Annotated in this window: 17 protein-coding genes and 1 pseudogene; 9 read left to right on the top strand and 9 right to left on the bottom strand. The window is 59.6% G+C overall.

Annotation, left to right across the window (positions count from 1 at the left end; genetic code table 11):
* Positions 1-16 precede the first annotated feature (16 nt).
* Both ACP8KU_RS08795 and ACP8KU_RS08790 read left to right on the top strand, forming a co-directional pair.
* Entirely contained in the window at positions 17-1,666 is a 1,650-nt protein-coding gene (locus ACP8KU_RS08795) for a sodium:solute symporter family protein (RefSeq protein ID WP_237800596.1), read from the top strand.
* A gap of 10 nt (positions 1,667-1,676) precedes the next feature.
* Positions 1,677-1,919 (top strand): hypothetical protein, encoded by a 243-nt coding sequence (locus tag ACP8KU_RS08790; protein ID WP_023016871.1) that lies wholly within the window; start codon positions 1,677-1,679, stop codon positions 1,917-1,919.
* On the opposite strand, the gene ACP8KU_RS08785 is transcribed toward ACP8KU_RS08790, so the two are convergent.
* A complete protein-coding gene (locus ACP8KU_RS08785) occupies positions 1,916-2,092 on the bottom strand; it encodes a hypothetical protein (RefSeq protein ID WP_484484175.1) in 177 nt (58 codons plus the stop codon). The genes ACP8KU_RS08790 and ACP8KU_RS08785 overlap by 4 nt on opposite strands.
* Here ACP8KU_RS08785 and galT point away from each other — a divergent pair.
* Together galT and galK are read left to right on the top strand one after the other, a co-directional pair.
* Positions 2,018-3,012 (top strand): annotated as a pseudogene (gene galT / locus ACP8KU_RS08780) (galactose-1-phosphate uridylyltransferase). The gene ACP8KU_RS08785 and the pseudogene galT overlap by 75 nt on opposite strands.
* Positions 3,005-4,231, top strand: a complete 1,227-nt coding sequence (gene galK / locus ACP8KU_RS08775; protein WP_284643358.1) for a galactokinase — start codon at positions 3,005-3,007, stop codon at positions 4,229-4,231. Before galT ends, galK begins: the two are co-directional and overlap by 8 nt.
* A gap of 20 nt (positions 4,232-4,251) precedes the next feature.
* Here galK and ACP8KU_RS08770 read toward each other — a convergent pair whose 3' ends face one another.
* Complete coding sequence (locus ACP8KU_RS08770) at positions 4,252-5,304, bottom strand: RNase H family protein (protein WP_284631450.1); 1,053 nt, start codon at positions 5,302-5,304, stop codon at positions 4,252-4,254.
* 511 nt (positions 5,305-5,815) lie between these two features.
* On the opposite strand from ACP8KU_RS08770, the gene ACP8KU_RS08765 reads away from it, so the two are divergent.
* From ACP8KU_RS08765 to ACP8KU_RS08755, 3 genes are all read left to right on the top strand, one after another.
* On the top strand, positions 5,816-6,715 hold the full coding sequence (locus ACP8KU_RS08765; RefSeq protein ID WP_284643360.1) for a DUF559 domain-containing protein: 900 nt from the start codon (positions 5,816-5,818) through the stop codon (positions 6,713-6,715).
* A gap of 160 nt (positions 6,716-6,875) precedes the next feature.
* Complete coding sequence (locus ACP8KU_RS08760) at positions 6,876-8,039, top strand: NRAMP family divalent metal transporter (RefSeq protein ID WP_005277435.1); 1,164 nt, start codon at positions 6,876-6,878, stop codon at positions 8,037-8,039.
* Positions 8,030-8,809, top strand: a complete 780-nt coding sequence (locus ACP8KU_RS08755) for a putative hydro-lyase (protein WP_023016881.1) — start codon at positions 8,030-8,032, stop codon at positions 8,807-8,809. The genes ACP8KU_RS08760 and ACP8KU_RS08755 overlap by 10 nt, the downstream gene beginning before the upstream one ends.
* A 20-nt stretch (positions 8,810-8,829) precedes the next feature.
* Here the strand turns inward: ACP8KU_RS08755 and ACP8KU_RS08750 are convergent, their stop codons facing one another.
* Positions 8,830-9,447, bottom strand: a complete 618-nt coding sequence (locus tag ACP8KU_RS08750; RefSeq protein WP_484483619.1) for a GntR family transcriptional regulator — start codon at positions 9,445-9,447, stop codon at positions 8,830-8,832.
* A 144-nt stretch (positions 9,448-9,591) separates the two neighbouring features.
* Here ACP8KU_RS08750 and ACP8KU_RS08745 point away from each other — a divergent pair, with 144 nt between their 5' ends.
* Positions 9,592-10,719 carry an ATP-binding protein gene (locus ACP8KU_RS08745; protein WP_484483618.1) on the top strand — a complete coding sequence of 376 codons (1,128 nt, stop codon included), beginning with the start codon at positions 9,592-9,594 and terminating at the stop codon, positions 10,717-10,719.
* On the opposite strand, the gene ACP8KU_RS08740 is transcribed toward ACP8KU_RS08745, so the two are convergent.
* From ACP8KU_RS08740 to ACP8KU_RS08725, 4 genes are all read right to left on the bottom strand, one after another.
* Positions 10,716-12,509 (bottom strand): acetyl/propionyl/methylcrotonyl-CoA carboxylase subunit alpha, encoded by a 1,794-nt coding sequence (locus ACP8KU_RS08740; RefSeq protein WP_284643367.1) that lies wholly within the window; start codon positions 12,507-12,509, stop codon positions 10,716-10,718. The genes ACP8KU_RS08745 and ACP8KU_RS08740 overlap by 4 nt on opposite strands.
* Positions 12,499-14,100, bottom strand: coding sequence for a 5-oxoprolinase subunit B/C family protein (locus tag ACP8KU_RS08735; protein WP_302520842.1), 1,602 nt, complete (start codon positions 14,098-14,100; stop codon positions 12,499-12,501). Before ACP8KU_RS08735 ends, ACP8KU_RS08740 begins: the two co-directional genes overlap by 11 nt.
* Positions 14,100-14,861, bottom strand: a complete 762-nt coding sequence (locus ACP8KU_RS08730; protein WP_005281702.1) for a LamB/YcsF family protein — start codon at positions 14,859-14,861, stop codon at positions 14,100-14,102. The genes ACP8KU_RS08735 and ACP8KU_RS08730 overlap by 1 nt, the downstream gene beginning before the upstream one ends.
* 145 nt (positions 14,862-15,006) lie before the next feature.
* Positions 15,007-16,953, bottom strand: a complete 1,947-nt coding sequence (locus ACP8KU_RS08725) for a fructose-specific PTS transporter subunit EIIC (protein WP_484483617.1) — start codon at positions 16,951-16,953, stop codon at positions 15,007-15,009.
* Positions 16,954-17,300: 347 nt separating this feature from the next.
* On the opposite strand from ACP8KU_RS08725, the gene ACP8KU_RS08720 reads away from it, so the two are divergent.
* Complete coding sequence (locus tag ACP8KU_RS08720) at positions 17,301-17,810, top strand: 2'-5' RNA ligase family protein (RefSeq protein ID WP_023030232.1); 510 nt, start codon at positions 17,301-17,303, stop codon at positions 17,808-17,810.
* Positions 17,811-17,815: 5 nt separating this feature from the next.
* Here ACP8KU_RS08720 and ACP8KU_RS08715 read toward each other — a convergent pair whose 3' ends face one another.
* Both ACP8KU_RS08715 and ACP8KU_RS08710 read right to left on the bottom strand, forming a co-directional pair.
* Positions 17,816-18,235 (bottom strand): hypothetical protein, encoded by a 420-nt coding sequence (locus ACP8KU_RS08715; protein WP_284609984.1) that lies wholly within the window; start codon positions 18,233-18,235, stop codon positions 17,816-17,818.
* A 56-nt stretch (positions 18,236-18,291) separates the two neighbouring features.
* A complete protein-coding gene (locus ACP8KU_RS08710) occupies positions 18,292-19,494 on the bottom strand; it encodes an amidase (protein ID WP_484483616.1) in 1,203 nt (400 codons plus the stop codon).
* Positions 19,495-19,605: the final 111 nt, after the last annotated feature.

The raw sequence follows: 19,605 nt of genomic DNA, 5'->3' as shown, positions 1-19,605 counted from the left end.
TCGAGAAAGGTCAGCGATGGAAACAGCTGAATCCGTATTGAGGCTGGATGCCTCATGGGTGGACTACCTGTTGGTAGCCATTTACTTCCTATTCGTTTTGGGCATCGGCTGGGCGGCAAAGGCCCGGGTCTCAAACTCCATTGACTTCTTTCTATCCGGAAGGGGTCTGCCGGCTTGGGTAACCGGGTTGGCCTTCGTTTCCGCCAATCTGGGTGCGGTAGAAATTATTGGTATGTCCGCCAATGGTGTGGAGTATGGCTTCCAGACCATGCACTACTTCTGGATCGGTGCCGTTCCCGCCATGGTATTTCTTGGCATCGTGATGATGCCGTTTTATTACGGCTCCAAGGTGCGTTCGGTCCCAGAGTTCATGCGCAAGCGGTTTGGCAACGCAGCACACTTGGTGAATGCGATTTCCTTTGCCATCGCTCAGCTGCTCATTGCCGGCGTGAACCTCTACCTTCTAGCCACCATCGTAGAAGCCTTGCTGGGATGGCAGATGTGGGTATCTCTGCTGGTAGCCGGGATTATCGTGCTGTCCTACATCACATTGGGTGGCCTTTCCGCAGCCATTTATAACGAGGTATTGCAGTTCTTTGTCATCGTGGCGGCACTCGCACCTTTGACGATTATCGGCCTTAACCGAGTCGGCGGATGGAGCGGCTTGAAAGATGCCGTTGCTGATGAATCGCACTTTCACACGTGGCCGGGCACGGAAATTTCCGGTTTCGAAAACCCCGTGTGGTCGGTCATCGGAATCGTCTTGGGTTTGGGCTTTGTGCTGTCTTTCGGCTACTGGACCACGAACTTCGTCGAGGTGCAGCGAGCAATGGCCTCAGATTCCATTTCCGCTGCTCGCAAGACTCCGATTATCGGTGCCTTCCCAAAGATGTTTATCCCATTCTTGGTGGTAATTCCGGGCATGGTGGCTTCGGTATCGGTTGCGGACCTGATGGAACAACGGGCTGAACCGAATGATGCCATCTTGTTGCTGATGCGTGATTTGCTGCCTAATGGCCTTTTGGGCGTGGCCATTGCGGGCTTGTTGGCATCCTTTATGGCTGGTATGGCCGCCAATATCTCTGCCTTTAACACAGTTATGTCCTATGACATCTGGCAAACGTATGTGGTTAAGGATCGTGAGGACGATTATTACCTCAAGTTCGGGCGATGGGCTACGGTAGCGGCGACGGCGATTGCGATTTTCACCGCGTTGTTGGCGAAAAACTTTGGCAATATCATGGATTACCTGCAAACGCTCTTTGGATTCTTTAATGCGCCGCTCTTCGCCACGTTCATCTTGGGCATGTTCTGGAAGCGGATGACTCCGCACGCCGGTTGGTCGGGCTTGGTTGCCGGTACGGCTTCGGCGATTGCGTTCTGGTACGTAGCTACCTTCACTGACGCCATTAATCTTCCGGGGCAGGGAACTGCGTTCGTTGCTGCTGGTGTCGCCTTCGTTGTGGATATCCTTGTGTCCATCATCGTCAGCATGTGCACCCAGCCCAAACCTGACAGCGAGCTCGTGGGCTTTGTGTCTTCCGTTACCCCAAAGGGCCACTTCGAGGACTACACCGAAAAGTCCCTGCCGTGGTACCAGCAAACTGTCCCATTGGGCATTATTTGCCTCGCCATGGCCGTCGGCCTCAACATCATCTTTGCCTAAGGAGTAGCTCATGTCTGATAAAAAGCACGCAGGCGCGTTTGACCTGCGCAATGTGATTGGCGCCTTATTAGGCCTGTACGGAATTATTCTCATTGCTTGTTATTTCTTCCTTGACCCTGGCGTCAACCCGGATACCGCAATGCCAAAAGAGGCGGCGAATAACCTGTGGGCAGGCCTGGCAATGCTCGCGGTAGCAGCGCTTTTTGTTCTGTGGGCGCGCCTGAAACCAATCAGGATCCCAGGAGAAGACTAATGGTTGATATCACTCACGCTCAGCTTGCCGATGGCCGCGAGATCATCTACTTCGACGATCAACCGCATTCCGACCGCGTGCTTGATGATGCCCGCGATATTCCCACCGTTGCTCCCGCTTCCGAAATGCGGCGCGATCCATTGACGGGAGATTGGGTTGCTTTTGCCGCACACCGCATGAACAGGACCTTCATGCCGCCGGCAAATGAGAACCCTCTAGCCCCGACGCGGCCAGACCAACTGCCTACTGAGATTCCCAGCCCCAGCTATGACGTGGTGGTTTTGAAAACCGCTTTCCCTCTTTCTCCATGGCCGCCACGATTGAGGAACCGGATAAAGATGAGCTCCTCGGCATGGTCCCGCGTCTGCCAGCCCAGGCCCGTTGCGAGGTGGTGTGCTTTACCGAAGACCCAACCCTTTCATTCCGCGATCTGCCTGAATCCCGTATTCGCACCGTGATCGAGGCCTGGGCACACCGCACTGCCGCATTATCCGCCATCGATGGAATACAGCAAGTATTCCCCTTTGAAAATCGCGGGGAAGAAATTGGGGTTACCCTCCAGCACCCGCATGGCCAGATTTATTCTTACCCGTTCCTTTCCCCGCGGTTGCGCTCGATTGTGGATTCGGTTCGCGCCTATGACGGCGATCTTTTTCAGGATCTTCTCGATAGGGAACGGGAAGCAGGCGATCGCATCATTGCGGAGACTCAATATTTCACGGTCTTCGTTCCTGCGGCAGCTAAATGGCCGCTTGAGGCTATGGTTCTGCCTAATGACGATGTCCCAGACTTTTCGGCGCTCGATGAAGCACAACGCGCCGACCTTGCTGGAGTGCTGAAAAAGCTTTATTCCGCGGTCGATCGCTTTTTTGAGGGCGTGGAAAAGACGCCATATATTGCCGGCTGGACACAAGCCCCGGTGGATCCGGAGCTTCGCCCTGGCATCCGGATGCACTTGCAGATATTTTCGCTCATGCGCTCGCCAAATCGCATGAAGTATCTTGCCGGGTCTGAATCCGCGCAGGGAGTGTGGATTAATGACACCACCCCAGAACGCATCGCTGCACGCTTTAAGGAGGTCTGGGATGCCTAATTGGTTTACTACGCGCACGGACGAGGAACTCGCAACCGCTGCCCATCGGCTTTTCGTGGAGACTTTCGCTGAAGATGAGGCAGGTGCTGCTGCCCCTGAGCCGGTGGGGGTGTGGGCGGCTCCAGGGCGGGTAAACCTCATCGGCGAGCATATTGACTATGCCGGTGGCGCATCCATTCCTTTTGCCTTGGAACAAAATACGGCCGTGGCCGTGCGCCCGCGTACAGATGGCGCAATTCGCATTGCATCGGAATTCGAAGGTTCCGTAGCTCAGGCCTGTGTCCCGCTTTCTAGCGTGCGGCCGAGGCATCCCGCTGACTGGTCAGGCTACGTCGCTGGCACAATTTGGGCGGCGGTGGAAGCCGATCTATTGCAATGCGATGGACTCGATATCGCGATTGTATCGGACGTTCCCGTTGGCTCTGGTTTATCCAGTTCTGCAGCGTTGGAGTGCTCTATTGCCGTAGCGGCTTATGAGCTTGACCATGGGCATTTACCCGATGACGCTGCCCGCGCCGGGCTCGTTGAAGCCTGTATTCGCGCGGAGAATGAGGTGGTGGGCGCCTCCACCGGGGGACTGGATCAAAATGCCAGCCTCTTTGGGCAGCGTGGAAAGGCGCTATTTCTCGATTTTTCCACCGGAGCCGTCGAACGCATCCCATTCGATATCGCCTCCCAGGACTTGGTGCTGCTCATTGCGGATACCAACGCACCTCACACGCTTTCCGATGGCCAATACGCCTCCCGCCGCGGAGTTATCGATGACGTGCACTCCGCAGCTGGGGGCACCATCCGCGATATTCCGGATGCCGTGGACTTTGCCGCAATCGTTGCCGAAAAGTCCTCGGACTCGGCCGAGTTGTACCAAAGGCGCGTGCGCCACGTGGTGGAGGAAACCGAGCGCACCTTGAGCGCTGCTTCCGCCTTGTGCGCATCCGATATGGATACATTTCGCCAGCTGATGCGCGATAGCCATGTCTCGCTGCGGGATCTTTACGAGGTCACAACGCCCGAACTCGACTCTGCTTTTAACGCGGCAGGTGAGCTCGGTGCGCGCATGACTGGCGGTGGCTTTGGCGGCGCAGTTATCGCCCTAATAGCGAAGAACGACGTGGACGCGACCGCGCAGGCTATTGAAGAAGCAGCGGCACAGCAGGGCTTTCCCGCTCCGACCTTCGTGGTGGCCCGCCCCGGAGAGGGCGCGCGCCGATTACACTAAGCGTGCTGCGACGGAAACCGTTACCGGGGCTTTACCGCCTTGAGCGCCTTGCTGATCCCGCTTTGCAAGGTAGGCCGCGATTGCTTCATGGGGTGGGCAATGGCGCGCAGCCCCATATACGCAATCTGATCGGCGGCGCGATTGAGCGGATCCCCGGCATGGCCGAGCACCCTGCGGATATCCACCTCGCAATTGCCTTCTAGGTCGCCCCAGGCCTGTTGGAATCGGGAGCGCGCGCCAGAGGATACCCCGCGCCACCTGCGTCCGGACCGCGCCGCCTTCGAGCCTTTCTTGTGCACAATGTGGTTGACCGCATCCAATGCCGCAACGGAGTCGGATTCGATCACGGCCTTCGTCGCACCTACCTTGAGCAGGTACTTTAACGCGAGCGTGAGCGCTTCTAGTTCCAGTTCGTCCGTGCTGGCTTTCGTTTCGCGGGTGCACAGGCGGTAGTCACCGTTTCCCGCCACGAAACACATCGAGCCCTTGAACACGGTATCGGAGGAGGCGTCGGTGGCGATGCGCACCACCGTGCCCGCCGGCCACGACGTCGTGTGCGAGAAGTTGGGCCACCATTTCGCCTCTGGCGTTTCGACGTGGTTGGCTTCTTTCTTTTTCGGGGCCTCGCCCAGCTTGCGCGCCTTCCGCGCGGTCAGGCCAGCTTGTTTGCGGCGCACGGAGCTCGCGCTTGCCGATGCCCGATTCTCCCCCGCAAAGCTCCCCGTCACCGTATAGCCGCGCTTCTCGAGCGCCGCTCGGAGCGCATTTTGCCTGCGACCCGTAACAATCCAGGTGCGTCCATCGATTCCGTGCAGGGCGCGCTGTAGCTCGCTTACTGCAACTTTGACGATATCGCCTTTTTTGATCTGACCTTTGCGCACGAAGCGCGCCTGCGGGGTATTGACCGCGATGACCCACCCTTCGATGGTTCCGTCCTCCGCTGAATCCCAGCGTTCATCCCACAACGCGATCGCCACATGGACCGGCGCAGACACCATGTCCTTGGTGATTTTGCGGGTACCGTAGGTGCGCGATTGCGTGCCGGTAAGTGCTGAGAGTTCGAGGGGTTCCATTGGTTCTAGTAAATCACGCCCCATTCCAGCGGTGAGCTGCACGCGCCTGATGTGGGCTCGATTCGTGAAGGTTCGCGATAGTTCTAGTACTCGTTGCGGTCCGGACCGCAACAGTGCCGCAAAGAGCTGTACGGTGGGCTGTTCAAAGGGCCCCTCAGAAGCTCCGCCAAAAGCTGCGCAAAGCCGCTTCAGCATACTCCGCAACCGGCAGCTCGAAGGCCTCCTCAGGGAGCTTCGCAAAATGTGCAGGGTCCTATGCAATATTTGAAGAAGATTTGCGATATTTGAGGCGCCAGTTTGCTCAGTTATTGCAGTGGAGGTTGACCATAGGAGGCTGACCTTCGAACTCTGACCAAAGCGACCGACTTCCGGGCCTTCGCAAAAGGTGTTAGTCGCCCGTCCCGTGGGATTGGCACCCGTTCGGTGCAGGTGTCCCGCAAGGAGCTCAGAATGTGACCATTTGGAGCATCACGCTCAGCAGTTTCTCCAAGAAGCGGCGAAGATAAAGAGCATGTTAAATCATGAGTTCATTAATCTTCGTTATGCAGGTTCAACTAGTCCTTACTATCCAGCGCTCTACTCAGGAGAACTAAAGCGGGTTGCACCCTGGATTGCAGTAAAAACAACGACGTGGGAAAGCTGGCCATGGCATAAGCAACAGTTGGCCCTTACTTTAGGGGCCGGCCTAAGTGCGCACAGGGCATCGTTGGTGGCTAAGTTAGCTGCGCGTATTTGGGGAATTTGGGTGATTCCCCGGAGAAATGAGCTCATTGAGCTCGCTTCACCGTCAGGAAGTATTCCACCGCACACGCAGTGGCCGCGAAAGTATTACCGCATGGCACGGATAGAGGAAACAACGGTGGAAAGGTCTGGAGTCCGCGTGACGAATCCGGCGCGGACATGCTTGGATATCGCCAGGCTACATGGGTTTGCGGAGGGGCTTGTTGCGGTCGATTCCGCGTTACGTGCGGGCCTGGTTTCGGTAGAAGATCTGAAGGAAACACGGGCAGCGATGGCTCGGATGAAGGGGCCTATCCCCATGAAAATGGTAGTCAAGCATGCGTATGCCGGTTCCGAATCACCGTACGAGTCGCTTTTGCGGGCGTTAATTATTGAAAGGATTCCCGCTGCCACTGTGTATCCTCAATTTCGCGTATTGGGAAAGTATCGGGCTGACTTATGTATCGATGGGTGGCTCATTATCGAGGTCGACGGGGACACTAAGTACGACGGTACGTATGGGACAGCGCCGGAAACAGTGGTCAAGGAACAGATGCGCCGGCAACGAGAAATCGAAAACCAGCAATTTACGGTATTGAGATTTGGGCCAAAAGAGCTGGTCAATGACCCGAATAGGGTCGTAGAGACAATAGTTGAATACCTGGAGCGAAAGGCGGGAAAAGTAGCGTAGATCACCCCCGCAGCACCCCTTGCCATAAATGTTGTTGAACAACCTCCGGGGGAGCAATTATGATGATGCGAATCACATTTAGGAGAGACCGGCGTCACGAAAGGTGAAATTAGTGAGTGCTGAAAAACAGGCTTCCGCCCCGCCCAAGGGCATCGGCGCCATGGCAGGCGCCATGTTCCTCATGGCTACCTCGGCTATCGGCCCGGGCTTTTTGACCCAGACTTCGGTCTTTACCGTCCAGATGGGCGCTTCTTTTGCCTTCGCGATTGCGCTGTCCATCCTCGTGGACATTGCCATCCAGCTCAATGTGTGGCGCGTGCTCTGCGTGACGGGAATGCGCGCCAATACCTTGGGAAATACTGTCCTGCCCGGCTTGGGCTGGGTGCTCGCCGGCTTCGTCTTTTTCGGCGGAGCGATTTTTAATATCGGCAATATCGCCGGCGCAGGCTTGGGCCTGAACGCGATGCTGGGCATCGATGCGCGCATTGGCGGCGTCATTGCGGCGGCGATTGCGGTTTTCATCTTCCTCTCCCGCCGCGCTGGAATGGCGCTGGACCGCCTCGTGGCAGCCCTGGGCGCGGTGATGATCCTGCTCATGCTGTATGTGGCCATCGTCAGCCAGCCGCCGGTAGGGGAGGCGCTGAAGAATACCGTCGCGCCGGGTGAAATCGATTTCTTCGTCATTACCACCATCATCGGCGGCACGGTCGGTGGCTATATCACTTTCGCCGGCGCGCACCGGTTGATCGATGCAGGCTTATCCGGCGTTGAAAACGTCAAGAATATTACGCGGACCTCCGTCAGCGGCATCATCGTCACCGGTATTATGCGCATGCTGCTCTTCTTAGCGGTATTGGGCGTGGTGGCTACCGGCGTCACGCTAAAAGAAAATAATACCGCCGCCGATGCCTTCTACCACGCGGCCGGTGAATTCGGCCTTCGTGCATTCGGTATGGTGCTCTTTGCCGCAGGGCTGTCCTCGGTCATCGGTGCCGCTTATACCTCGGTTTCCTTTGTGACCACCCAGGAAACCCCGGCCCGGACCCGTAATATCTTCACCGTTATCTTCATTGCGGTCTGCACGGTCATTTTTGTAATAATCAATTCCGCGCCGCAAAAGCTCTTGATCTTCGCCGGTGCGATTAACGGGCTCATCCTTCCCATCGGCTTCGCGCTGGTGATGTGGGTAGCTTGGCGCCGCAAGGATCTGCTGCAGGGTTATAAGTATCCAAAGTGGCTGCTTATCCTTGGCGGCCTGGCCTGGTTGCTTACCATTTTCATCGGCCTCCGCGCAGTCTCAGGAATCACAGCAATATGGGCATAATGCACACACCAGAAGAGGTGCGCGAGTTCGCGCGCACCCACGAGATGACCACCACCGCTGGGCACGCGCGGGGCTACATGCAGGCCAACCTGCTCTCGCTGCCCAGCGCATACGCCTTCGACTTCCTGCTTTTTGCCCAGCGCAACCCCAAGCCGTGCCCCATCGTTGGCGTGCTTGAGGCGGGGCAGTACACCTCGGATCTGCTACCTGGCGGCGATATTCGCACCGATATTCCGGCCTATCGCATCTTTGAAAACGGTGAGCACACGGCCACGCTTGCCGATGCCACCTCCTATTACACCCCCGACATGGTCAGCTTCCTCATCGGCTGTTCGTTTACCTTTGAAACGGCGTTGGTGGATGCGGGTATAGAGATCGCGCATATCGAACAGCAGCGCAATGTGCCGATGTACCGGACGAATATCCCCACTACTCCTGCGGGCGTATTCTCCGGGCCAATGGTGGTATCGATGCGCCCGATTCCGGCATCGCAGGTCTCCGATGCGGTGCGCATTACCTCCCGCTATCCGTCCGTGCATGGTGCGCCGGTGCACGTGGGGGATCCGGCGGCCATCGGCATTGTGGATCTAGCGCACCCGGACTTTGGCGATGCGGTGGACATCCCAGAAGGTTGCCTGCCCGTCTTTTGGGCGTGTGGGGTTACTCCGCAGGCCATCGTGATGGAATCAAAGCCGGAGCTGGCCATTTCCCATGCTCCGGGCAAGATGCTGGTGACCAATGCCCGCGATGCGGAGTACCTCATCCCTTAGGCATTGTCCCCGCTACTTTCTTAGTCCGTGAAGGATAAGATGGTATCGCAGGTTTCTAAGAGGCTATCGCGCAAGTGCGTGGTGGCCTCTTCGCGTTTTCCGTCCGCGATGAGCGTGGCCACATCCACGTTGTCTTGAATGTGCTCGGCGTGCAGCTGCGGGTAGCGCGGGATGACCAATAAGAAGGTAAGCCGCATGCGTGCTAGCAGGTTGCTCATCTGCTCATCCAAGGTAGCGGAACCTAGCCCTGCTACCAGTGCTTGGTGGAAGCGCTGGTTAATGGAGGAGACTTCCTGGTGCTTATTGCACCTTGCGCACTCGAAGGCGGAGGAGGCGAGGGAGATGAGCGAGGGGGCATCGGCAAATGCGCCCCAGCGCGCCGCGGCGGGTTCGATGGCGGCGCGGGCGGCGAATAAATCGCGGATATAGGCGGCATCCGGGGTGGCGATGAAAACGCCGCGGTGGGGGATGCGCTCAACTAGGCGCTCGGCAGTGAGGGTGGTGAAGGCCTCGCGAAGGGTATTGCGGGAGCAACCGAATTGCTCGGCCACCTTTACCTCACTGAGCTGCTCGCCGGGCTGAAAATTGCCGGCCGACATCTCTTGGCGCAAAGCGGTGGCGACGGACTGGGAAAGCATGACCCTCACCTTACTGAATGGGTGAGGCGTCAACGGCCATTCCGTATAACTTAAAGATCTAAAAGTTCTAAAGAGGCGGCGAAGTTCTAAAGGATCTAAACTGAAACCATAGTTCTAAAGGTTCTAAAAGGAAGGTCTGGCATAGTGATTCCGGATAAGAATCCTTTTCGTCCCAGTTTTGGCGCGTCGCCGGTGCAGCTGGCCGGGCGCGATTTTGAAATCAGCTCGTTTAACTATGAGCTCCTGGGTGGCGTGGGCGCCATGCAGCGCGCCTTGCTGGTCAGCGGTACGCGCGGGGTGGGCAAAACGGTACTTCTCAATGAGTTCGAAGAATCCGCGCGCCGCCTTGGGTGGGTTGTCATCCGCGCCTATGCGGATGCCCAGATGGTGGCGCAGCTGCGCGATTCCACGATTCCGGAAGCCATAGAGGAGCTGGACTATACGGAGACTCCGGGCCGAAAGACCACGGGATTTTCTGTGGCGGGCGTGGGATCTGTAACGACGCAATTGCCCCACAACCAGGCCCAACCCAGCTTGGTTTCGCGGCTGCGCAGCCTCCTGAAGGCCGCGCGTGCGCATGATGCGGGCGTCCTATTGACCGTCGATGAGGTGCAAGCGGCCAGCGTGGATGAGCTTGCGCAACTTGCCACCGCCATCCAGGATCTCATTCGCGACGAGTACGATATTGCCTTCGCCGCCGCGGGATTGACGTTTGGGGTAGAAGAGCTATTGGAGCACGAGGGCACCACCTTTTTGCGCCGCGCTCAACGGCTGGATTTGGGGCTGCTTGATGATGCCACCGTAGCCGAAACCCTCCACAGCACCGCCACCGCGGCTGGGCGCGGTTTCAGCGAGCGCGCTTTAAAGGAGGCGACCGCATTGGTGCAGGGGTATCCGTACCTATTGCAGCTGGTCGGCGCTTTGGCGTGGACCCGTGCGGTACTCGATGGGGCGGATGCCATCGAAGAGCGTCACGTGTCCTCTATTGCGCGCGAGATTCCAGCGCATATGGGCAACCAGGTGCACAGGATTGCGTTGAAGAATGTTCCTGACGCCCAGCGCGCTTTTCTCAACGCCATGGCGGAGCTGGAATCCGAACACGGGGCTGATATTCCCACCGGTGCCATCGCGGCGCACCTGGGCAAGACTCCCAATGCCATTTCCATGGCCCGCAAGCTGCTTTTAGAACGCGATCTCATCGCTAGCCGCAGCTACGGAACCGTGCATTTCCTTTTGCCCTACCTTGGCGAGTATTTGCGCAGCACGCGCTAGTCGATGGTCGCAATCACCGTCGCGGAATCCAGGCGGTCGCCCTCTTCAGCGAGGATCTTGATGGTGCCGCCGCGCGGGGCCTTGATGGCAGATTCCATCTTCATGGCCTCGACCGTGGCGATGGAATCTCCTTCGGAGACGCTATCGCCATCGGATACATTCCAGGCCACGAGGTTGGCCTCGAAGGGGGAGGTGACCGCGTTATCGTCGCTGGACTGTGCCCCGGCCGTCGAGGGAGCGGTGGCAGTGGCACCAGAATCACCCGCGGCGCCCGCGCCAGCGCCGGCACCAGCACCAGCGAGGAAGTCCATGGGCACGCCGATATTGACGAGTTTGCCATCGATTTCCACCGCTACCGTCCGGCGCTTGGTGTAGATGGCCTCGACCTTGTCTACCTGGTTGGCGGCAGAGGGCCGGTAGTTGTGGTCGAGCCAGTCGGTGAACACGCCGATGTCGCTGGCACCCGCATCGGCCTCGGCGGAAGACGGGGTGCCAATAAGTGCTGGCTCGTCCATCATGTCGCGGTGGAAGGGCAGCACGGTGCGCACGCCGGAGACGTCGAATTCGCGCAGCGCCTGGTGCGAACGGGCGAGGGCCACCTCGCGCGTGGGGCCCCAGACGATGAGCTTGGCAATGAGCGAGTCATAGTACGGCGGGATAATGGATCCCGAGCGGACAGCAGAATCGACGCGGATGCCGGGGCCGGTGGGCGGCTCGAAGGAGACGATGGTGCCGGGGCAGGGGGCAAAGCCGTTGAGGATGTCTTCGGCATTGATGCGGAACTCGAAGGCGTGGCCGGTGGAGGCTGGATCCTCAGAGATAGACAGAGGCTCGCCCGCGGCGATGCGGAATTGCTCGGCGATGATATCGGTGCCGGTCACTACCTCGGTCACAGGGTGCTCGACCTGGACGCGGGTATTGACCTCCAAAAAGGAGATGGTGCCATCCTCGGAGACGATGTACTCCACGGTGCCGGCGCCGGTATAGCCCACGTGGGAGCAGATGGAGCGGGCACCTTCGATGATGCCGGTGCGCTGGGCATCGGAAAGCGCGGGCGCAGGGGCCTCCTCGATGAGCTTTTGGAAGCGGCGCTGGGTGGAGCAATCGCGGGTGCCCAGCACGCGGACGTTGCCGTGGGTATCCGCCAGGACCTGCGCCTCTACGTGGCGTGGGTGGGTCAGGAACTTCTCCACGTAGCACTCGGCGCGGCCGAATGCCTCCATAGCCTCGCGCCCGGCGGAGTTGAACGCGCCTTCGATCTCATCCATGGAGTCCACGACTTTAAGGCCGCGCCCGCCGCCGCCATAAGCGGCCTTGATGGCAATCGGCAGCCCATGCTCCTCAGCAAAGGCGCGGGCCTCCTGCCAATCATCAATCGGATCGGAGGTGCCCGGAGCCAGGGGCGCGCCGACCTCTTCGGCCACGCGGCGCGCGGCAATCTTATCGCCCAAAAGCTCGATGGATTCCGGCGAGGGGCCGATCCAGATCATGCCGGCATCGGTGACGGTGCGGGCAAAGTCGGCGTTTTCGGAGAGGAAACCGTAGCCCGGGTGGATGGCATCGGCGCCGGCGCGCACTGCAATATCCAGTAGCGCCGGGGTATTCATATAGGTATCGGCGGCGGTATTGCCGGGCAGCGCATAGGCTTCATCGGCAACCTGGGTGTGCAGGGCGCCGGCGTCGGCCTCGGAATAAATGGCGATGGACTTAATGCCCAAATCGCGGGCCACGCGGGCGATGCGCACGGCGATTTCGCCGCGGTTAGCAATGAGGACGGTTTTAATCTGCATTTTCTTCTCCAGTATTTAAAGCTTGGGGTGTCACGAGGCGGAAGGTCACGCGCGCGCCGGGCGGGAGCTGCGCGGCGATGTCGATATCTTCCTCCAGCACGGTGGCGATGACGGGGTAGCCGCCGGTGACGGCGTGGTCGCGCAGGAAGACCACCGGCTTGCCATTCGGCGGGATCTGGATGGAACCGGCCACCATTCCCTCGGAGGGCAGCTCGCCATCCTTCACGCGCTGCACGGTGATATCGGAAGCCCCTGCGCTGTCTTTAGCCCCGGAAAGCCGCAGGCCAACGCGATTGGAATCAGAGGAAACGATCCATTCGGTATCCAGGAAGGTGGAGATATTATCGCCAAACCAGTCATCGCGCGGGCCCAGCACGCAGCGCAGCGTCGCGCGCGTCTTGCCAGCGGAATCAGCGGATACGCGCAGGGGGTTGACCAATTGCGCATCCGTCATGCCGGTGGAGCGGGGCAGCACGCCGATGACATCGCCGGTGGTGACGGGGTCGGGGCCGAGGCCGGAGAGGACATCGGTGGCAGAGGAGCCGAGCTCGGATTCGGCGATGATGCCGCCGCGAATGGCCACGTAGTTGCGCATTCCCACTGTTGCGGCACCGACCGTCACGGTCTGGCCAGCGGTTACGAGCACCGGGCGGGCGAGGTGCACGGGCATCTCACCTAGGCGGACGCGGGCAGTGGCGCCGGTAACGCAGATGACGGTATCGGTCAGCGCGCGCAGCTTAATGCCGCCGATGTTTTCTAGCACCGTCGCACCCCGCGGATTGCCCACGGCGACATTCGCGGTTGCCGCGGCGGCGTGATCGGCGGCACCGGAGGGTGTTACGCCCAAGTCACCTACGCCGGGGCGGCCAAGGTCTTGAAAAAGCGTGAGCAGGCCGGTATCGAGGACCTCCATGCGGGGCAGGCGGGCCGGCGAGCGCTTGGATTCCGCGCTGCGATCCACCAAGTCCGGTAGCTCGTCCACGGCGCGGTAGCGCACGCGGTCACCGGGCTGCACCAGCGCGGGTGGGTTCGCATGCGAATCCCACATTGGGGTATTGGTGGTGCCGAGCAACTGCCAGCCACCTGGGGAAACGCGCGGGTAGACCGCGGAGAACTCGCCCGCGATGCCCACGGCGCCAGCCGGAACGGCGGTGCGCGGATCGGAGCGGCGTGGCACGGCCTTGGCCTGGGCCGGATCAGAAGGCGCGCAGTAGGTAAAGCCGGGGGCAAAACCACCAAAGGCGGCGGTCCATTCGGTAGAGGTATGCCAGTCAATCAAGGCCTCGCGCGACATGCCGAGGAGATCGGCGGCGGCGTCGACATCGTCGCCATCGTAAAGCACATCGATGTCTACCGTGCGCGCCTCCTTCGCGGTAGCGGCGGCAGGGGAGAAGTCCGTCAGGAACTCCGCGGCCGCGCGCGCGGAATTCGGCGCCTCAAAGGTAATGAGCAACGTGGTGGCGGCGGCAATGCAATCCACCTGATTCTTGAGCGGTTTAGCGGACAGCGCCGCGTGCCACGCCATGACCTGCTCGAGCCCGTCCAAATCAATGAGGAGGGCGCGGGTGCCAACGAAGTGAATATGCGGCATTAGATAAAGCTCCGAATATCGATTCCTTCCGCGCTGAGGCGTTCGACCACACCGCGCAGCAGTTTCACGGAGCCCGGCGAGTCACCGTGGGTGCACACGGATTGGGCATCGACATCGAGCGTGGTGCCATCGATGGCGGTAATAGATCCGGTTTGGGCGACTTCCAGCACGCGCTTGACGACATCCCCCTCATCCCCCAATACCGCATTGTCCTGTTTGCGGGAGACCAGCGTGCCATCCGGGTTGTAGTTGCGATCCGCGAAGGCCTCGCGGATGACGGTGAGGCCTTGGGATTCTGCAATATCGACCGCGAGGCCGCCTGGCAGCAGCATCACGGGGAGGTCACCGAAGGCCTTAATGCCTGCGATAACGCCCTTGGCTTGTGCCTCGTCCTTGACGATGGTGTTGTACATCGCGCCGTGCGGCTTCACATAAGACACCCGCGTGCCATTGGCGCGCGCCAGCGCATCGAGCGCACCAATTTGGTAGGTGACCTCGTCCGCGAGCTCCGCCGCGTTGTAGTCGATAAAGCGGCGGCCAAAACCGGCCGGATCGTTATAGCCCACGTGTGCTCCGACCGTGACTCCCGCACGCGCCGCGGATTTAAGGGTCTGCGCAATGGAGTGCGGGTCACCGGCGTGGAAGCCGGTGGCGACATTGGCGGAGGAGACCATCTCCAGCATCGCGGCATCATCGGCTACCGGGTTGCCAGCGGTGGTTTCACCCAAGTCTGCGTTGAGATCAATGTGGAGCGAAGCCATTCAACACCATCCTTAATTGTTGAACAATAAGTGTGGTTCCAAGTGTAACCCGTGCCACTGTCATTTGTGAAGGCGGTTACTTTTTGGGCGGAGTGGTGTCGGTGGAACAGCTCCTTTCCGGACAGACCGAGGGCAAGGCAGAAAACTAAGACTCCACGGCGGCTTGGGGTTTGACCTGGAGGACAGAGGAGATAATCCCTTCTGCCTCTTCGCGGGAGCTGGCCTCGTGCAGCTGGGCGCGGAAATCCTCCTTCATGATGGCGCGGGCGAGGGTGGACAGCAGCTTTAAATGCTGTTTTCCAGCGTCATCGGGAACGGCGATAAGGAACGCTAAGGTCGTTGGTTCTTCGCCGCTTCCCCAGGTGATACCGGCCTCGGGAAGCCGGGCGAAGGCCAGCGTCGGTGTGGTAACCCCAGCGGAACGAGCATGCGGGATGGCCACGCCATGGCCTACGCCGGTGGAGTGTTGGGATTCGCGGACAAGGGCGGCATCGGTAACCACGGCGGCGTCGTTAATGCGGCCATCGGCTGCCGCGAGGGAAACGAGCGACTTGATGACGGCCTCGGAGTCATTACCGAGTGGCTCATCGAGGCTGATGGTGGAGGCATCGAGAAGCGGGAGCGCGGTGGACTCCGCCGTGGCCTCGTCCGATTCCGGGGAGCGTTGCGTCAGGCGAATGAGCAGGAGCATGAGCGCAGCACACACGGCAACGCCGCAGAGCAGGGACAGGAAGAACCACGCCACGTGATCCACCGCGCCGAGGACGGCGACGATCGGGCCGCCGTGCATGACATGATCTTGGACCCCAAACGCGCCCGCCATCGCACCGGCAACGGCACCACCGACGACGTTGGCCGGGATGACCTGCAGGGGACGCGCCGCCGCCAAGGGAATGGCGCCTTCGGTGATGCCGAAAAATCCCATAAATAGCGCGGCGATACCGGAATCCTTTTCCGCCTTATTGAACCAACTGCGGCGCAGGAGGGTGGCCACGCCCACTGCGAGCGGCGGGACCGCAATCGCGGCGGCGGCCATACCCATCGGGGCAGCATTTCCCGCGGCGATCATGCCGCCGCCAAACAGGAAGGCAGTCTTATTGAACGGCCCACCCATATCGAAAGCGATCATCGCACCGATGATAAGACCCAGCACAATCGCCGATGAGCCTTCCAGCCCGCCGAGGTATTCGGTCATGGCCTCAAAGGCCGTGGCAATCGGCGCGCCGATGAAATAGATGAAGGCTAGGCCTACTATCAGCGTGGTGAAAATCGGGATGACGATAATCGGCCAAATCGGCGCGATGAATTTGTGCACCGGGATCTTCTTAATCGCAAGGGCCACGTAGCCGGAGAGAATACCGGTGACGATACCGCCCAAGAATCCGGCGCCAGCCTCGGACCCGTACAGCGAGCCGGTCGTGGCGATGAGCCCGGTGATAAGGCCTGGCGCTAACCCCGGCCTATCCGCGATGCCAACGGCAATGTAGCCAGACAAGACCGGCACCATCAGCGAAAACGCCAGGCCACCGAGCTCATTGAGCGTATTCCAGAAGCTATCTTCAGGAATGGACAGCCCCTCCGGCGTGGGCGTACCGCCCAAGGACAGCGCCACAGCGATGAGCAATCCGCCGGTAACCACGAAGGGAATCATGTGGGAAACGCCATTCATCAGCGCCTTGTACATGGTCTGCCCAATACCGCGCAGCCCCGCATCTTCCGCAGCGTCCTCTGCCTCGCTTTCCGATGCCCCCTTATCCTCACCCTTCCACGCTGCTGCCTCCAAGGACTTGGTCAGTAGCCGCTCTGGGTGTTTGATGGCCTCGTCCACGCCGGTGGCCACCAAGCGCTTGCCGTGGAATCGGTCCTTTGCAATGACGGTATCGGCACCGATGACAATGGCATCGGCTTGCTCAATGTCTTGTGCGCTGAAGTTGCCCTCCACGCCGATCGAACCGTGCGTTTCAATCTTGATGCGGTAGCCCAGCTTTTCGGCGGCGGCCTCTAAGTTCTCGGCGGCCATATAAGTATGGGCGATACCCGTTGGGCACGCCGTGATGGCGAGAATGAAAGGCGAAGAATCTGATGTGCTCATACTCTTATTAAAGGCACCTGCTTAAACGAGCACAAGGAAAAGGGGAGGTTCTTTGCGCAGAGTCCGCTGTGCGGGGGCCTGTGTGCGGGAGCCAATGCGCAGTGCCCGATGTACAACCTCCTCTGTGCAGGGTCCTATGCGCATCCTCCTCTGCGTCAATTGAAGGCGCGATGCGATTTTTGAAGGGCGAGTTTGCTCAAACTGTGCAAAGGACCTATAGCATCGCGGAGATCGCACAAGCGAAGACCGGCGGTACCCTAGAACCAGAGCTAGAAACAGAACCGAAACCGCCCGCACTTGGGGAACACGAATGAATCGTGCCCACTTGAAACGAAGAAAGCCGCATCGTGAGTACAGCATCGCCGGATAATATCCTGCTCTACCTGCCAGAAAAGCAGGAAGAGCAGATTCGGGAGATCTTTGCAGGTCTGGCCGAGCGCGGATTCCCCGTGCAAAATCAGCGCCCGCATATTACGGTGACCTTCGCGCCGGAGATGGATCCTCACGTTGTGGAGCTTGCCGCGGAGCTTTTACCGGCGGTTATTCCGGCGACGTTTCGGCGCGTGGGAAACGTCATCTTCGGCACCAAGCGGAAACGAACCGTGGCTTGGTTATTAGAGACCAGCGATGAACTCGAAATAGCAGCGCGGAAGATTAGCGCCGCCAATCCCGAGGGCCGCGGACCGCGCTGGACGCCGCATCTGACGATGGGTCTGCGCTTACCGCGCGAGGACGTGGGCGACTATTTAACCGCGATGGATGAGCTGACGTCCTCGCACTTTAAGGAACTTAACGCAGTAGAAGCTGCGTATTGGCGCCCGCGCACGCAAGAAAAGACCGTGCTAGCGGGAGGCTAGCCAGCTCATGACATTAAGCTTCTGAGCTCGAACTCGCGGCGGTACGCCGTATTGATATATTCCCGTGCCGCCATCATTTGCAGCGTTCCATACTTGGAGTTGGATGGATCGACCAAGAGCTCGCACTTTTGCAGAGCTTCATGTTGCGCCACCGTGTCTGCGGTATCCAGGCACATGAGATCGATGCCGTCGCCATAGCGGGCGTAAAACGCCGTGGCAACGTCGAGCAGATTCGGCCGGTCAGCTTTCGCGCGCGAGAAATCAACCGAATAGGCAAGGTCAACATCATTCGCGTTGGTGGTATCTACGTGCGCGCTGCCAAAAAGAACCAGCAGGTCAATGCCGGTATCCAAGCAGAATGACTCCAAGGACCCGTCATCGGCCTCAGCGCGCAACCGCGCGGCAAGCTGTGCTGGAGTGCTCATAACGATCACCTTACCAACGACGTCAGCAGGCAGAGACGCGCAGAATTGCGGTGTGCTTAAAGCAGCGCCTGAATCTCGCGGGCGACGCGCAAGACGGTGAGATCCTGGCCCGGCTTGCCGATGACCTGCACCGCATCACCCACTCCCTTGGTCTCCGTCGTGCGCAGCGGGATAGTGATCGCCGGCCAGCCCAATACATTGAATGGCTCGGTCCAGCGGCGCAGGCTGGCAGCGGAATCCGCAGTGTTTTCTGCGGTGATGTCGTCCCATTTGATGGGGCCGGCGTCGAGGGTGGGGGTGAGGATGATGGGGGAGGCATCGAAAAGCGCCAGTGCTTCCGTGCGCAGTTGTTCTACCTGCTGTGCTGCAGCGTCGTAGTCTGCCTGAGTAATATCCTGCCCGCCGAGGACACGCTCCAAGATGACGTCCTGATACTTATCCCGCTGATCAAGGTAGGGCTGATGGACGTCGTAAGCCTCCTTGAGGCGCATCGGCGCGTAGAGCTTCGCGGTGGTAGCGATGGTGGATTCGAGCTGGGAGTAATCGAGGCGCTCCACGGCTGCGAATGTGGAATCCTGCAGCGCAGACAGCAGACCAGCAAAGCGCTCACCTTTGGTCGTCAATGCGGAAATATCCATGGTGGCCACGTTCTCGGCCGGAGTCGGTTCTTCATTCACCGTGGCTAGCAGGGCCTGCTCGATGAGCTCTATGGAGGTGGCGAAGAATCCGATGCAATCGAAGCTCGGCGCGAAGGGGAAGACACCATCGAGCGGGATCGTGCCGGTGGTGGGCTTAAATCCCAGCACGCCCTGGCTGGCGGCCGGGACGCGCACGGAACCGGCGCTATCGGAACCCACCGTGAGATCGAGCGCCCCAGACGCAACCAGCGCCGCCGACCCAGAACTAGAACCGCCGCTGCAGACCTGCGGATCGCGCGGATTGATGACGCGGCCATACGCGGAGGCATCGCCCAAGATGCCATAGGAAAATTCCTGGAGGTTGGCCTTGGCCACGGGAATCGCGCCGGCATCCATTAGGCGCTGCGTCACCGTGGCATTCATAGTCGGAGCCGGTCCCATATCCACGTTGGTGCCACAGGTCGTTGGCACCCCGGCGATATCCACGATGTCTTTAAAAGCAACAGGCAATCCGCGCAGCGTAAGCGCAGTATCTACGGCATCCTCATCAATAGGAATGGTGGAAATCACCGCGTTAAAATCTTGCTGTGCCTGGGTCAGGCGGTCAGAAATTGAAGGCATGGCGGGGCGAATTCCTTTCCACGACGGTTTATACCGTTTACAGGGTGACTTGCTGCTTTCCAGGGTACAGCTGGTGAGCACGGAGGAATTGAAGCTATGCCACACGCTGAA

This window comes from Corynebacterium sp. LaCa_282 (genome assembly GCF_057198125.1).
The sequence above is the reverse complement of the archived record's forward strand: the minus strand, read 5'-3'. Positions and strand labels throughout refer to the sequence as shown.